The organism is Pseudomonas soli, from assembly GCF_900110655.1.
Classification (GTDB): Bacteria; Pseudomonadota; Gammaproteobacteria; order Pseudomonadales; family Pseudomonadaceae; genus Aquipseudomonas; species Aquipseudomonas soli.
The window spans coordinates 89,518-102,986 of the sequence record NZ_FOEQ01000006.1; the positions used below are offsets into that span (position 1 = coordinate 89,518).

The following is a 13,469-nucleotide window of genomic DNA, read 5'->3' on the forward strand; positions in this document are numbered from 1 at the left end:
AGTGCCTCTAGCACACCCGTTCTATTTCGCCATCACGGCCGCGTTTCTAGAATCCCTCCATCGCTTCGGCACCGGGTCGGAGCCCAGTGATCGAGGGAACGTCACATGAACATCCAAGGAACGCTTGGAACCCTGCTCGTTGTACCGATGCTGGCCACGCTCGCAGGTTGCGTGGCACCGGGCTCCTACAACCAGGGCCAGCAGCCCAGTCAGATGGCTGGCGGCAATGCCCCGTGCACGCCCAGCGCAACCGACAACCTGATCTCCACAGGCCGCAGCCTGCTCAGCATCGCCAACTCCGTGCTCGAAACCAAGAACAGCATGAATGGCACTTCAGCCACCTATGACCAACGCATGCAGCTTGCCGAGAACGCGCAGAAGGTCAACAAAGGCAACCAGATGCTCGACAATGTCGAGAGCATGACTGCTGGCCTGAAGTCGCCTTGCGCCACGGCGCAGACCAGCGCGTCACGTTGATCAAATCCGATCAGGGCTGCGCAGCAGCCCCGGTCGTAAACGTCTCTCGGCGATTCAAACCGACGCCAGCACCTTGCAGCCCCGCCGCGAAATTTCGATCCTCGTGTAACTTGCCTCACCGAGCCCGCTGATCCGGTCAAGACAGGCGGCAGGGTCGTGCAGCGGCAGCTCCAGCAACTGCCGGGTATCGCGCTCCCACCAGCGCGATGCGAGCAGACGCTCGATCATCGCTTCCGGGTATCGATAACGCACCACCTTGGCTGGAAAGCCCGCCACCACGGCATAGGGCGGCACGTCCCGAGTCACCAGGGCGCGAGTGGCGACAATCGCGCCCGTGCCCACTTCGACGCCCTCCATGATCATCGCACCTTCGCCGATCCACACGTCATGGCCAATGCGTGCCGGCGTGCTCGGCGGCTCGTATTGCCACTGGGTGCCGGTGAACTGGAAAGGGTGGGAACTCAGCCAGTCGGTGGGATGAGCGTATTTTTCCTGGCCGATGACCACCGCGCTGCCGATCGAGCAATAGCGCCCGATCGACTCGACCACCTGCAGCGAGCCGCCACTGCGGATATAGGTGTGAGCCCCGATCGAGACATCCAGGGTGGCGGCGCTGACCGCCACATCGCCGATGCGCACCTCGGCCTCGAGCGCCAGCCTGGCGCGCTTGCCGAACTTGGAAATGCCCGTGCTCACCTTGCAACCGTGTTGGCGAATCCATCGCCGCCAGTACCAGTCCTTGAACTTCATGGGTCAATCACTCCTGCCATGGTCCAGGCTGCCGAGCGGCAGCGGCCCGCTATCGTACCGCCTTGCCAACGTAATGCCAGCCTTGGGCGCCTTGCGCGAATCGGTCGCGCTTGCATAGGCTAGCAGCTCGACAAAAGAGACCTACCATGCCGGCCACCTCCTCCATCACCCTCGACGCCATCGATCGCCAGTTGATCTCCCTGTTGCAGATCAACGCCCGCGAAAGCGTCGCCACGCTCGCCCGCCAACTGGGGATCGCCCGTACCACGGTGAACTCGCGCCTCGAACGCCTGGAGCGCAACAAGGTGATCACCGGCTATGGCGTGCGCCTGGGGCAGCGCCTGATCGGCGGCGGTCTGCAGGCGTACGTGGGGATCAAGGCGCAGCCGCGCTCAGGCAAGGACATCGTACGCCACCTGAGCGCCATGGGGCAGGTCCAGCAGTTGTGCGCGGTCAGTGGCGAATTCGACTATGTGGCCTGGCTGCTCAGCGACTCACCGGAGCAACTGGACCAGTTGCTCGACCTGATCGGCAGCCTCGACGGGGTGGAGAAGACCACCACGTCGATCATCCTCAGCAGCAAGGTGGACCGCGGGCAGCCAGGCTGAGGTCCTCAGGCCTCCATCGCGTCGAGCAACCCCTCCAGCAGCGCCCGTACCGTTTCCGCCGAATGCAGGATCGACCAGATCATCGCCCGCCCCGCCTCGGGGGCATGATGCTGGGCATAGTCGTCGGCGATTTCCTGGATGGCCTGGGCCAGCATGCTCGCGTGGACCAGGGCGTCGGCGGCATCGACGCCGGGGCGTACGGTGAAGATAGGGGGATGGCTGGACTGGCAGGAGCAGAAGGACTGCTCGGTGGTTGGGTTCAAAGTGAGGGGTGGGTCGGGGACGACCTTTTTCATGGTGTTGCCTCCATTACCGGCTCAAGCAGGCCACCACGCAACCTTCTCACGGGAATGGGTGGCAGCCATGGGCGGGGTGAGAACCGGCGAAGTTGGAGGCTACATTCCGGCCAGGCAGAACCTGCCCGCGCACAGCTGCCATGACAGCATGCCTCCAGTTTGATCGCCGGGTTCTCACGCCCGATCACCGAATATGCGGTGACCGGCTGAAGTTAACCGCGAAGGTTTACCCGCACAGCCAGACCGGAGCGACAGGGCTTGTAGGATAGGTCTCGTTAAATTTCACGTCTGTAGGAAATGGTCTGACAAACAAAAACCTAGCATCCTCCCAATGACATATCCGGCAACTCTCCCCCGCCAGCACTCCCTCGATCCACGTTTAGGCTGATGACATCTGCCCTATTGACGTAGCACAAACCTCATCACAAACTATACGCGGATCACGTACAAAAAATGGATGCCCTATTTATCGAGCTGCCCGCTTTCGAGCGCTTTCGCAGCCAGTATCTGGACGATGAAGATTTCCGGTCTCTGCAACGCGTACTGCTTCTGCATCCCCATGCGGGTGACGTCATCAAGGGAACGGGCGGCCTCAGGAAGGTGCGTTTCGCCGATGCACTACGCCATAAAGGCAAGCGAGGCGGCACCCGGATCATCTACTACTGGTGGCAGGCTGGGCTGCAGTTCTGGCTTTTCACGCTTTACGGAAAGGAAGTCCAGGATGACCTGACACCGCAGCAACGCCAGGCCCTGAAGAACCTGCTTGAACGCGAATACCTGATGAGGACGACCAATGCCACGCAACATCTTCACTGAACTCACCGAAGGTTTCGATGCCCTTGCCGATGTGCGCTCCGGCAAACTGACCCTGCGTTCGCACAAGGTAACCTTCGAGGAACTGGCCCCGCTGGCCCCCAATGAACTGACCGAGCTGCGCCAGCGCCTGAACATGTCCCGGGCGGTGTTTGCCGCGTACCTGCGCACCAACGCCCGCACCCTGGAGAGCTGGGAGCAAGGCCGCTCCAAGCCCAACGCCCAGGCCGTGGCACTGATCCGGCTGGTGCAGAAGTACCCTGAAACCGTCGAGCACTTGGCATCATTGAGCTGATTCGTCATTTTTTAATGAACATCAATCATCAAGACGAAACAAATCACATAACGACGTCAGTTTTCACCTTAATAACGAACACCCCGCTTCATAAAATGGCCACCAGGCATTCTCTATACTCAGGCTCCGCCCCCTGCGCAGCCCCTGGCAAGGTCATTACATGAACAAGAAAAACCGCCACCCCGCCGACGGCAAGAAACCCATCACCATCTTCGGCCCGGACTTCCCCTTCGCCTTCGACGACTGGCTGGAGCACCCGGCCGGCCTGGGCAGCATTCCCGAGGCGCGCCATGGCGAAGAGGTGGCGATCGTCGGTGGCGGTATTGCCGGGCTGGTGGCGGCCTACGAGTTGATGAAGCTGGGCCTCAAGCCCGTGGTGTACGAAGCTTCCAAGCTGGGTGGCAGGCTGCGTTCGCAGGTGTTCAACGGCACCGACGGCATCGTCGCCGAACTGGGCGGCATGCGCTTCCCGGTGTCGTCCACCGCCTTCTACCACTACGTCGACAAGCTGGGCCTGGAGACCAAGCCCTTCCCTAACCCGCTGACGCCGGCCTCGGGGAGTACGGTGATCGACTTGGAAGGCCAGACCTACTACGCCGAGAAGTACGCCGACCTGCCACACCTGTTCCACGAAGTGGCCGACGCCTGGGCGGACGCCCTGGAGAGCGGCGCGCAGTTCGCCGACATTCAGCAGGCCATTCGTGACCGCGACGTGCCGCGCCTGAAAGACCTGTGGAACAAGCTGGTGCCTCTGTGGGACGACCGCACTTTCTATGACTTCGTCGCCACTTCGCGCTCGTTCGCCAAACTGAGCTTCCAGCACCGCGAGGTGTTCGGCCAGGTGGGCTTCGGCACAGGCGGCTGGGACTCGGACTTCCCCAATTCGATGCTGGAAATCTTCCGCGTGGTGATGACCAACTGCGACGACCATCAGCATTTGGTGGTCGGCGGCGTCGAGCAGGTGCCGCAGGGCATCTGGCGCCATGTACCGGAGCGCTGCGCCCACTGGCCGGCCGGCACCAGCCTCAGTACGCTGCATGGCGGCGCGCCGCGCACCGGGGTCAAGCGCATTGCCCGCGCCAGCGATGGTCGCCTGGCGGTCACCGACAACTATGGTGACGTGCGCCACTACGCTGCTGTACTCACCACCTGCCAAAGCTGGCTGCTGACCACCCAGATCGACTGCGAGGAGTCGCTGTTCTCACAGAAAATGTGGATGGCCCTGGACCGCACCCGCTACATGCAGTCGTCGAAGACCTTCGTCATGGTCGATCGCCCGTTCTGGAAGGACAAGGATCCGCAGACCGGCCGCGACCTGATGAGCATGACCCTCACCGACCGTCTGACCCGCGGCACCTACCTGTTCGACAACGGCGACGACAAGCCGGGAGTGATCTGCCTGTCCTACGCCTGGATGAGCGACGCCCTGAAGATGCTGCCGCACCCGACCGAAAAGCGCGTGCAACTGGCCCTCGACGCGCTGAAGAAGATCTACCCCAAGACCGATATCGCCGGGCATATCATCGGCGATCCGATCACCATCTCGTGGGAGGCCGACCCGCACTTCCTCGGCGCCTTCAAGGGCGCGCTGCCGGGCCACTACCGCTACAACCAGCGCATGTACGCACACTTCATGCAGGCCGACATGCCCGCCGAGCAGCGCGGCATCTTCATCGCCGGTGACGACGTGTCGTGGACCCCGGCCTGGGTCGAAGGCGCGGTGCAGACTTCGCTCAATGCCGTGTGGGGTATCATCAACCACTTCGGTGGCCAGACCCACCCGGACAATCCCGGCCCAGGCGATGTGTTCCACGAGATCGGTCCGATCGCCCTGGCCGACTGAGCGAAGGAGTAGCGCCATGCGCATCGCCCTCTACCAGGGTACGCCAAAGCCATTGGACGTGCCCGGCAACCTCGAGCGCCTGCAGCACCAGGCCCAGCTGGCCGCTGCCCGCGGCGCGCAGTTGCTGGTATGCCCGGAGATGTTCCTCAGCGGCTACAACATCGGCCTGGACCAGGTGGAACGCCTGGCCGAGGCCGAGGACGGCCCCTCGGCGATGAGCGTCGTCGAGATTGCCCAAGCGCACCGGATCGCCATCGTCTATGGCTATCCGGAGCGGGCCGAGGACGGGGCGATCTACAACAGCGTGCAACTGATCGATGCCCATGGCAGCAGCCTGTGCAACTACCGCAAGACCCACCTGTTCGGTGAGCTCGACCGCTCGATGTTCAGCCCAGGCGCCGATCACTTCCCGGTAGTCGAGCTGGACGGCTGGAAGGTAGGTCTGTTGATCTGCTACGACATCGAGTTCCCGGAGAACGCCCGGCGCCTGGCGCTGAACGGCGCTGAGCTGATCCTGGTGCCGACGGCGAACATGGCGCCCTACGACTTCGTCTGCCAGGTGACCGTGCGCTCGCGGGCGCAAGAGAACCAGTGCTACCTGGTGTACGCCAACTACTGCGGCAGCGAGAGCGAGATCCAGTATTGCGGGCAGAGCAGCATCATTGGGCCGGACGGGGATGTGCTGGCAATAGCCGGCCACGAAGAAGGACTGTTGCTGGCAGATCTGCAGCGCGAGCGGGTATTGAAAGGGCGGGAAGCATTTCCCTACCTGGCGGACCTGCGTCGGGATCTGCATTAACTGCGGCAGGGCCAGACCAGACAACCTCAGCATTGCGCGCTAGCATGGCGTCATGTCCGACGCCATTCGCCACCTCACCCTCGCCAACGGCCTGCACCTGACCCTGCGCCATGCCCCACGCCTCAAGCGCGCTGCGGCAGCGCTGCGGGTGCATGCAGGCAGCCACGACGCCCCGGCGCGCTGGCCGGGCCTGGCGCACTTTCTCGAACACCTGTTCTTCCTCGGCACCGCGCGCTTCCCGCTGCACGACGGCCTCATGCGCTATGTCCAGGGCCTGGGTGGCCAGGTCAACGCCAGCACCCGCGAGCGCACCACCGACTTCTTCTTCGAAGTGCCGCCCATGGCGCTGGCCGGCGGGCTGGAGCGTCTGTGCCAGATGCTCGCCGAACCGGACTTTGCCATCGAGCGCCAGCGCCGCGAACGCGAGGTGATTCATGCCGAGTTCATCGCCTGGTCGCGCAACCCCGAAGCCCAACGCCAGTTCACTCTGTTGCAATCGGTGTCGGCGCGCCATCCGCTGAGCGCTTTCCATGCGGGCAACCGCTACAGCCTGCCGCTGGAAAGCCCGGCCTTCCAGCAAGGGCTGAGACTGTTCCATCAACACCACTATCAAGGCACGCAGCTCACCTTGAGCCTGGTCGGCCCGCAGTCACTGGATGAGCTGGCACAACTGGGCAGACGATACGGCAAGTTGTTCGCCCAGGGTCCGGGCGCCGTCCGCAATCCGCCGCCCGCCTTGCTCGAAGCGCCTTTGCGCCAGCCAACCGCATGGGGTGCCCGTCAGGACTGGCTGTTCGCCCATGACCGCATGCCGGAAGGCGCGGAGCAGGCGCTTGAATTGTTACTGGCCCAGCTCACCGACAGCCGGCCTGGCGGTTGGCTGGATGCCTTGCGCAAACGGGGCTGGCTGCAGGACTGCAAGGCGCAACAACTCCACGCCCATGCCGGGCAGCTGCTCTGGCATGTCCAGTTGCAGCTGTCGGACGAGGCCTGCCTGGCCGAGGCCCGGGCGCTGCTGCATGGCTGGCTGGGCTTTCTACGCCAGCAGGATCCTGGACAGCTGAACCTGCGCTTCACTCAACTACAGCAGCGCCGGGAACAAGCTGGAAGCGCGCTCGAACTGGCCCAGCGCGACAGCGCCGGCCGGTCGTTCAGCGGTCTGTCGGGCCAAGGACTGGCCGCCTTCGATGCACTGTTGGCCGACCTGCCATCCATGGCTGCAGGGGACTGGCAACTGCCACCCGAGGAAGCACTGCTGGCAGACGCCCTGCCCACGATCGGCAGTGCATTGCCAACCGCGCTCGCTATCGGCCACTGCCTGCCGCCAGCACGCCAGTTCGCGGCCCTGGACCTGCGCTGGCAGGTTCCGTCACCTCTGCGCCAACGCCTGTGGACCGTTCTCGAGCACAGCCTTCGACCGTTGCGCGAGCGTGCCACGCAGGCGGCATTGCACCTGGGCTTCGAGGCCTGCGGCGAGTACTGGCAGTTGCACCTGGCGGGGCATCCCCTGGCCGTGATCAATGCCACACAGGAGGCGCTTGCGTTGCTGCGCGCGCCTGCCAGGCAGCATTGGCAGGCACCAACGGCAGCCGAAGCCCCCTTGATACCGATCCGCGCGTTACTCAAGGCACTGCCGAACACCTTGCTGATGGGCGCAATGCAACCACTACCGGCCTGCACGCCGGACCAGCCGCAGCTCGATTCACTCTGGCAGCAGGCCCGGTGGCAGGGGTTGGCGCAAGGATTCGACGCGGCGCAACAGGGGGCGCTGGGAACGGTACTGCAAAGCCTCATGGGTCAACCTGCCGAGCCCTCAGAGCCTCATCCGTTCCACGAGCGCCACTGGCGGCAGATCCCGACCAAGGGCAGCGAGCCCGCACTGTTGCTGTTCTGTCCATTGCCTGCGCACCTGCAGCCCACCGGCCGCCTGCTCGCCCATCTGTTGCAAGGCCCCGTCTATCAACGCCTGCGCGTTGAGCTGCAATTGGGTTATGCGGTGTTCAGCGCCTTTCGTCAGATCGAAGGCTACGGTGGGCTCCTGTTCGGCGTGCAATCCCCGCACGCCAGCCACGCGCAGATCCTTGGCCACCTGCTGGATCTGCTGGGTCAAGGCGTCGCGCTGGACGCCGATGCCCGCACGCAACTGGCCAATCAGTTCGACGAAACGGCGATGAGCAATGCCGATGTCGCTCAATGGGCCTGGCAGGCACATATGGCGACCCACAATCCGGACCTGTCGCGGATGCGCCGGTCTATTCTCAATGTCGAGCAAGTTCAGTTGGACGAACTACTGCAGCAACTCATCGACGCCAGGCACGGTTGGCTTTGCCTGGCCAATGCCGTCGCGCCGGACGCCAAATGGCGGTGAGGGCCGAAATGATTGTTACCGTTTGCGCAAGGGCACATTTCGAATAATTAACCTTTCGGCACAATTTTTTCTTGTAAGATAGCGCAATCTCGGTCAATGGAACCTCTCGTGCCTGAGAGAACCCAATAATGAACCGACCACCTCAAACCCCATCCGGAAGGAGCAAACCCATGTGGACCAAACCTGCATACACTGACCTGCGTATCGGCTTCGAAGTTACCATGTACTTCGCCAACCGCTGAGCGGCAGTGCGTTACGACGCCTCGGCCCGCCGGGGCGTTGTCGTTTTTCGGATCAGCGTTTACGAGGGCGCGCATGTACATCCAGATTCTCGGTTCCGCCGCCGGTGGCGGCTTCCCCCAGTGGAACTGCAACTGCGTCAACTGCAAGGGCTACCGCGACGGCACCCTGCGCGCCACGGCGCGTACCCAGTCGTCCATCGCCCTGTCCGACGACGGCGAGCACTGGATCCTGTGCAATGCCTCACCGGACATCCGCGCCCAGCTCCAGGCCTTCGCGCCGATGCAGCCGGCCCGTGCCCTGCGTGACACCGGTATCGATGCCATCGTCCTGCTCGACAGCCAGATCGACCACACCACCGGCCTGCTCAGCCTGCGCGAAGGCTGCCCGCACCAAGTGTGGTGCACCGACATGGTCCACCAGGACCTGTCCACCGGCTTCCCGCTGTTCAACATGCTCAGCCACTGGAACGGCGGGCTGGTGTGGAACCGCATTGAGCTGGCTGGCAGCTTCGTCATCAATGCCTGCCCTAACCTTCGCTTTACCCCCTTCCCACTGCGCAGCGCCGCACCGCCCTACTCGCCGCACCGTTTCGACCCGCACCCGGGCGACAACCTCGGGCTGCTGGTGGAGGACACCCGCACCGGCGGCAAGCTGTTCTACGCGCCGGGCCTGGGCCAGGTCGACGCCAAGCTGCTGGAGAAGATGCATGGCGCCGACTGCCTGCTGGTCGACGGCACCCTGTGGGAGGATGATGAGATGCAGCGCCGCGGCGTCGGCACCCGCACCGGCCGCGAGATGGGCCACCTGGCGCAGAATGGCGCGGGCGGCATGCTCGAGGTGCTGGACGGTTTCCCACGTCAGCGCAAGGTGCTTATCCACATCAACAACACCAACCCGATCCTCGACGAAGACTCGCCGGAACGCGCCGAAGTACAGCGCCGGGGCGTGGAAGTCGCCTTCGATGGCATGAGTATCGAGCTGTAAGGAGGCCCCGTGAGCGACGCAACGCCGATGTCCCCTACCGAGTTCGAGCAGGCCCTGCGCGCCAAGGGTGCCTATTACCACATCCATCACCCCTACCACGTGGCGATGTATGAAGGCCGCGCCAGCCGCGAGCAGATCCAGGGCTGGGTGGCCAACCGCTTCTACTACCAGGTCAACATCCCGATGAAGGATGCGGCGATCCTGGCCAACTGCCCGGACCGCGAAATCCGCCGCGAGTGGATCCAGCGCCTGCTCGACCACGATGGCGCACCCGGCGAGGACGGCGGCATCGAGGCCTGGTTGCGCCTGGGCCAGGCCGTGGGCCTGGACCCGGACCAATTGCGTAGCCAGGAGCTGGTGTTGCCCGGCGTGCGCTTCGCCGTCGACGCCTACGTCAACTTCGCCCGCCGCGCCAGCTGGCAGGAGGCCGCCAGCAGCTCGCTGACCGAACTGTTCGCCCCACAGATCCACCAGTCACGCCTGGACAGCTGGCCGCAGCACTACCCGTGGATCGACCCGGCCGGCTACGAATACTTCCGCACCCGCCTGGGCCAGGCCCGGCGTGATGTAGAACACGGTCTGGCGATCACCCTGCAGCACTACACCACCCGCGAAGGGCAGGAGCGCATGCTGGAGATCCTGCAGTTCAAGCTGGATATCCTGTGGAGCATGCTCGATGCCATGAGCATGGCCTATGAACTGAACCGCCCGCCGTATCACAGCGTCACCGCCGAGCGGGTCTGGCACAAGGGGATTGCCCTATGAGTTTCGACCGTCAACAAGTGCCCGCCTGGCGCCCCGGCTATCGTTTCCAGTACGAGCCCGCGCAAAAGGGCCATGTGCTGCTGTACCCCGAGGGGATGATCAAGCTCAACGACAGCGCGGGCCTGATTGGCGGACTGATCGATGGCCAGCGCAGCGTCGCCGCGATCATTAGCGAGCTGCAACAGCAGTTCCCCGGTGTGCCCGAAGTCGCCGACGACATCGAGCAGTTCATGGAGGTGGCCCGTGCCGAACACTGGATCACCCTCGCCTGAGGTGCCGGTCGGCCTGCCGTTGTGGCTCCTGGCCGAACTCACCTACCGCTGCCCGCTGCAGTGCCCGTACTGCTCGAACCCGCTGGATTTCGCCGAGCAGGGCAAAGAGCTGAGCACCGAGCAGTGGTTCAAGGTGATGGCCGAAGCCCGCGAGATGGGCGCCGCGCAAATCGGTTTTTCCGGCGGCGAACCGCTGGTGCGCCAGGACCTCGCCGAGCTGATCGGCGAGGCCCGGCGCCTGGGCTACTACACCAACCTGATCACCTCCGGCATCGGCCTGACCGAGCAGAAGATCGCCGCGTTCAAGCAGGCCGGGCTGGATCATATCCAGATCAGCTTCCAGGCCAGCGACGAGCAGGTGAACAACCTGCTGGCCGGCTCGAAGAAGGCCTTCGCGCAGAAACTGGAGATGGCCCGGGCGGTGAAGGCCCACGGCTACCCGATGGTGCTCAACTTCGTCACCCATCGGCACAACATCGACCGGATCGACCGCATCATCGAGCTGTGCATCGCCCTTGAGGCCGACTTCGTGGAGCTGGCCACCTGCCAGTTCTACGGCTGGGCGCACCTCAACCGCCTTGGCCTGCTGCCGACCCGCGCCCAGCTGGAACGGGCCGAGCGCATCACCAATGAGTACCGCGACAAGCTCAAGGCCGAAGGCAGCCCGTGCAAGCTGATCTTCGTCACCCCCGACTACTACGAAGAGCGCCCCAAGGCCTGCATGAATGGCTGGGGCAGCCTGTTCCTGACCATCACCCCGGACGGCACCGCCCTGCCCTGCCATGGCGCGCGCCAGCTGCCGGTGCAGTTCCCCAATGTGCGCGACCATGACCTGCGCCACATCTGGTACGACTCGTTCGGCTTCAACCGCTTCCGGGGCTATGACTGGATGCCCGAGCCGTGCCGCTCGTGCGACGAGAAGGAAAAGGACTTCGGCGGCTGCCGCTGCCAGGCCTTCATGCTCACCGGCGATGCCAGCAAGGCCGACCCGGTGTGCGCCAAGTCACCGGACCACGGCATCATCCTCAAGGCCCGCGAAGAAGCCGAGCACGCTACGCTGGAGATTGAACAGATGACCTTCCGCAACGAGCGCAACTCCCATGTCATTGCCCGCGGCTGAGTTCAGCGCCACCCAGGCGGTGGCCGCCGGGACCGACTTCGCCGAACTGAAGGTCGGCGAACACGGTGTGTTCTGGAACGAGTTCCGGCCGGCCGATGGCGCTTGTCGGATCTGGCATTGGCGCGACCACCAGGCACGTTGCCTGACCCCGGAGGGGTTCAGTGTGCGCAGCCGGGTCTACGAGTACGGCGGCGGCAGTTTTTGCCTGAGCGACGAAGGGCTGGTGTTCGTCAACGAACAGGACCAGCAGGTCTATCTGCAGGCACTGGACGGCAGCTTGCCGCACCGGCTCACCCATGCTGACGACCGCCGCTACGGTGATGTGCAGTGGCATGCGGGCCTGGTTCTGGCCGTCGAGGAACACCACGGGGAGCAGGTCGAGCATCGCCTTGTGGGTCTCACCGCAGAGCATCGACAGATCCTGGCAGAAGGCGCCGACTTCTATGCCTCCCCCACACTGAGCCACGATGGATGCCGCCTGGCCTGGATCGAGTGGGACCGGCCGGCGCAACCCTGGACCGTCACCCGCCTGATGTGCCGGGAACGCGAACCTTCTGGCGCCTGGGGCGCGGTACGCTGCGTCGCCGCGCAGGACGAATCCTTGCAGCAGCCCCGCTTCGATGAGCAAGGCCGCTTGTACTGCCTTTCCGATCGCGACGGTTTCTGGCAACCCTGGGGCGAGCTCGACGGACACTGGCAACGTCTGCCCGCCGCATCCGCAGACCACGCCGCAGCTCCTTGGCAGCTGGGCGCCAGCACTTGGCTGGCCCTCGGCCCCGCCAGCTATCTGGCCAGCTGGTTCGAGGACGGCTTCGGAGAACTGGGGTTGCGCCGCGACAGCGGCGAAGTGGAACGCTATGCCAGTGCATACACGCGGTTCCGTGGCCTGGCCTTGGATAACGAGCGCATCTATGCAGTGGCCGCCTCGCCGATCAGCCCAGCGGCGGTGATCGCCATCGACCAGCGCAGCCACGCAGTCGAAGTACTGGCAGGCGGCGCCGAGGTGCTACCGGTGGAACACATCAGCCGCCCCCAGCCGATCCACTATGCCAGTGGCGATGGTTCGGCCCACGGCTTCTTCTACCCAGCCATGCAAGGTACGGCCGGCCTACCCCCACTGGTGGTGTTCATCCATGGCGGCCCGACCTCGGCCTGCTACCCGGTGCTCGACTCGCGTATCCAGTATTGGACCCAACGCGGCTTCGCCGTCGCCGACCTCAACTACCGAGGCAGCAGCGGCTACGGTCGCGCTTATCGCCAGGCGCTGTACCTGCGCTGGGGCGAATGCGACGTCGAGGACGCCTGCGGGGCAGTCAGGCATCTTGCCGAGCTGGGCCTGATCGACCCGGCCCAGGCCTTCATCCGCGGTGGCAGCGCGGGGGGCTACACTACCCTATGCGCCTTGGCCTTCCAGGATGTGTTCCGTGGCGGCGCCAGCCTGTACGGCGTCAGCGACCCCGAAGCGCTGGGCAGGGCCACCCACAAGTTCGAAAGCGACTACCTGGACTGGCTGATCGGCGACCCGCAACGCGATGCCGATCGATATCGCCAGCGCACACCATTGCTGCACGCCGGACGGATCAAGGTACCGGTGATTTTCTTCCAGGGTGAGCTGGATGCGGTGGTGGTACCGGGGCAGACACGCTTGATGCTCGAGGCCCTACAGGCCAATGGCATCCAAGCCGAGGGGCATTTTTATGCGGGCGAGCGGCATGGGTTTCGCCAGGCGGCGAATCTGGCGCATGCGCTCGACGAAGAGTGGAAGTTCTACTGCCGGTTGCTAGGCCGGTAGGGCAAAACAGAGTTTCAGGCTTCAACTGCAACTGCGTGGGAGCG

15 protein-coding genes are annotated in these 13,469 nt (G+C 64.2%); 13 read left to right on the plus strand and 2 right to left on the minus strand.

Annotated elements, in window-relative coordinates; all coding sequences use genetic code 11:
• Positions 1 to 105 precede the first annotated feature (105 nt).
• Positions 106 to 477 carry a hypothetical protein gene (locus BMY03_RS14945; protein WP_094011514.1) on the plus strand — a complete coding sequence of 124 codons (372 nt, stop codon included), beginning with the start codon at positions 106 to 108 and terminating at the stop codon, positions 475 to 477.
• Between the two features lie 54 nt (positions 478 to 531).
• Here the strand turns inward: BMY03_RS14945 and BMY03_RS14950 are convergent, their stop codons facing one another.
• Complete coding sequence (locus tag BMY03_RS14950; RefSeq protein WP_094011515.1) at positions 532 to 1,227, minus strand: CatB-related O-acetyltransferase; 696 nt, start codon at positions 1,225 to 1,227, stop codon at positions 532 to 534.
• Positions 1,228 to 1,373: 146 nt separating this feature from the next.
• On the opposite strand from BMY03_RS14950, the gene BMY03_RS14955 reads away from it, so the two are divergent.
• On the plus strand, positions 1,374 to 1,835 hold the full coding sequence (locus BMY03_RS14955) for an Lrp/AsnC family transcriptional regulator (protein ID WP_094011516.1): 462 nt from the start codon (positions 1,374 to 1,376) through the stop codon (positions 1,833 to 1,835).
• Between the two features lie 5 nt (positions 1,836 to 1,840).
• Here BMY03_RS14955 and BMY03_RS26760 read toward each other — a convergent pair whose 3' ends face one another.
• Positions 1,841 to 2,131: a DUF3077 domain-containing protein gene (locus BMY03_RS26760; RefSeq protein WP_094011517.1), complete on the minus strand. Its 291-nt coding sequence runs from the start codon at positions 2,129 to 2,131 to the stop codon at positions 1,841 to 1,843.
• A 453-nt stretch (positions 2,132 to 2,584) separates the two neighbouring features.
• On the opposite strand from BMY03_RS26760, the gene BMY03_RS14965 reads away from it, so the two are divergent.
• From BMY03_RS14965 to BMY03_RS15015, 11 genes are all read left to right on the plus strand, one after another.
• Complete coding sequence (locus BMY03_RS14965; RefSeq protein WP_094011518.1) at positions 2,585 to 2,947, plus strand: toxin; 363 nt, start codon at positions 2,585 to 2,587, stop codon at positions 2,945 to 2,947.
• Positions 2,925 to 3,239 carry a helix-turn-helix domain-containing protein gene (locus tag BMY03_RS14970; RefSeq protein ID WP_094011519.1) on the plus strand — a complete coding sequence of 105 codons (315 nt, stop codon included), beginning with the start codon at positions 2,925 to 2,927 and terminating at the stop codon, positions 3,237 to 3,239. Before BMY03_RS14965 ends, BMY03_RS14970 begins: the two co-directional genes overlap by 23 nt.
• Before the next feature lie 160 nt (positions 3,240 to 3,399).
• Positions 3,400 to 5,082 (plus strand): flavin monoamine oxidase family protein, encoded by a 1,683-nt coding sequence (locus BMY03_RS14975; RefSeq protein WP_094011520.1) that lies wholly within the window; start codon positions 3,400 to 3,402, stop codon positions 5,080 to 5,082.
• A gap of 16 nt (positions 5,083 to 5,098) precedes the next feature.
• Positions 5,099 to 5,881 (plus strand): carbon-nitrogen hydrolase family protein, encoded by a 783-nt coding sequence (locus BMY03_RS14980; RefSeq protein ID WP_094011521.1) that lies wholly within the window; start codon positions 5,099 to 5,101, stop codon positions 5,879 to 5,881.
• A gap of 52 nt (positions 5,882 to 5,933) precedes the next feature.
• Complete coding sequence (pqqF, locus tag BMY03_RS14985) at positions 5,934 to 8,249, plus strand: pyrroloquinoline quinone biosynthesis protein PqqF (RefSeq protein ID WP_094011522.1); 2,316 nt, start codon at positions 5,934 to 5,936, stop codon at positions 8,247 to 8,249.
• Positions 8,250 to 8,419: 170 nt separating this feature from the next.
• Complete coding sequence (gene pqqA / locus BMY03_RS14990) at positions 8,420 to 8,491, plus strand: pyrroloquinoline quinone precursor peptide PqqA (protein WP_003243383.1); 72 nt, start codon at positions 8,420 to 8,422, stop codon at positions 8,489 to 8,491.
• A gap of 73 nt (positions 8,492 to 8,564) precedes the next feature.
• A complete protein-coding gene (pqqB, locus tag BMY03_RS14995) occupies positions 8,565 to 9,476 on the plus strand; it encodes a pyrroloquinoline quinone biosynthesis protein PqqB (protein ID WP_094011523.1) in 912 nt (303 codons plus the stop codon).
• 27 nt (positions 9,477 to 9,503) lie between these two features.
• Complete coding sequence (gene pqqC, locus BMY03_RS15000) at positions 9,504 to 10,241, plus strand: pyrroloquinoline-quinone synthase PqqC (RefSeq protein WP_177182920.1); 738 nt, start codon at positions 9,504 to 9,506, stop codon at positions 10,239 to 10,241.
• A complete protein-coding gene (gene pqqD, locus BMY03_RS15005; protein WP_023629204.1) occupies positions 10,238 to 10,513 on the plus strand; it encodes a pyrroloquinoline quinone biosynthesis peptide chaperone PqqD in 276 nt (91 codons plus the stop codon). The genes pqqC and pqqD overlap by 4 nt, the downstream gene beginning before the upstream one ends.
• The gene (pqqE, locus tag BMY03_RS15010) at positions 10,485 to 11,633 is read left to right on the plus strand and encodes a pyrroloquinoline quinone biosynthesis protein PqqE (RefSeq protein WP_038707229.1); all 1,149 of its coding nucleotides are present in this window, start codon (positions 10,485 to 10,487) and stop codon (positions 11,631 to 11,633) included. The genes pqqD and pqqE overlap by 29 nt, the downstream gene beginning before the upstream one ends.
• Positions 11,614 to 13,425: an alpha/beta hydrolase family protein gene (locus BMY03_RS15015; RefSeq protein WP_094011524.1), complete on the plus strand. Its 1,812-nt coding sequence runs from the start codon at positions 11,614 to 11,616 to the stop codon at positions 13,423 to 13,425. Before pqqE ends, BMY03_RS15015 begins: the two co-directional genes overlap by 20 nt.
• Positions 13,426 to 13,469: the final 44 nt, after the last annotated feature.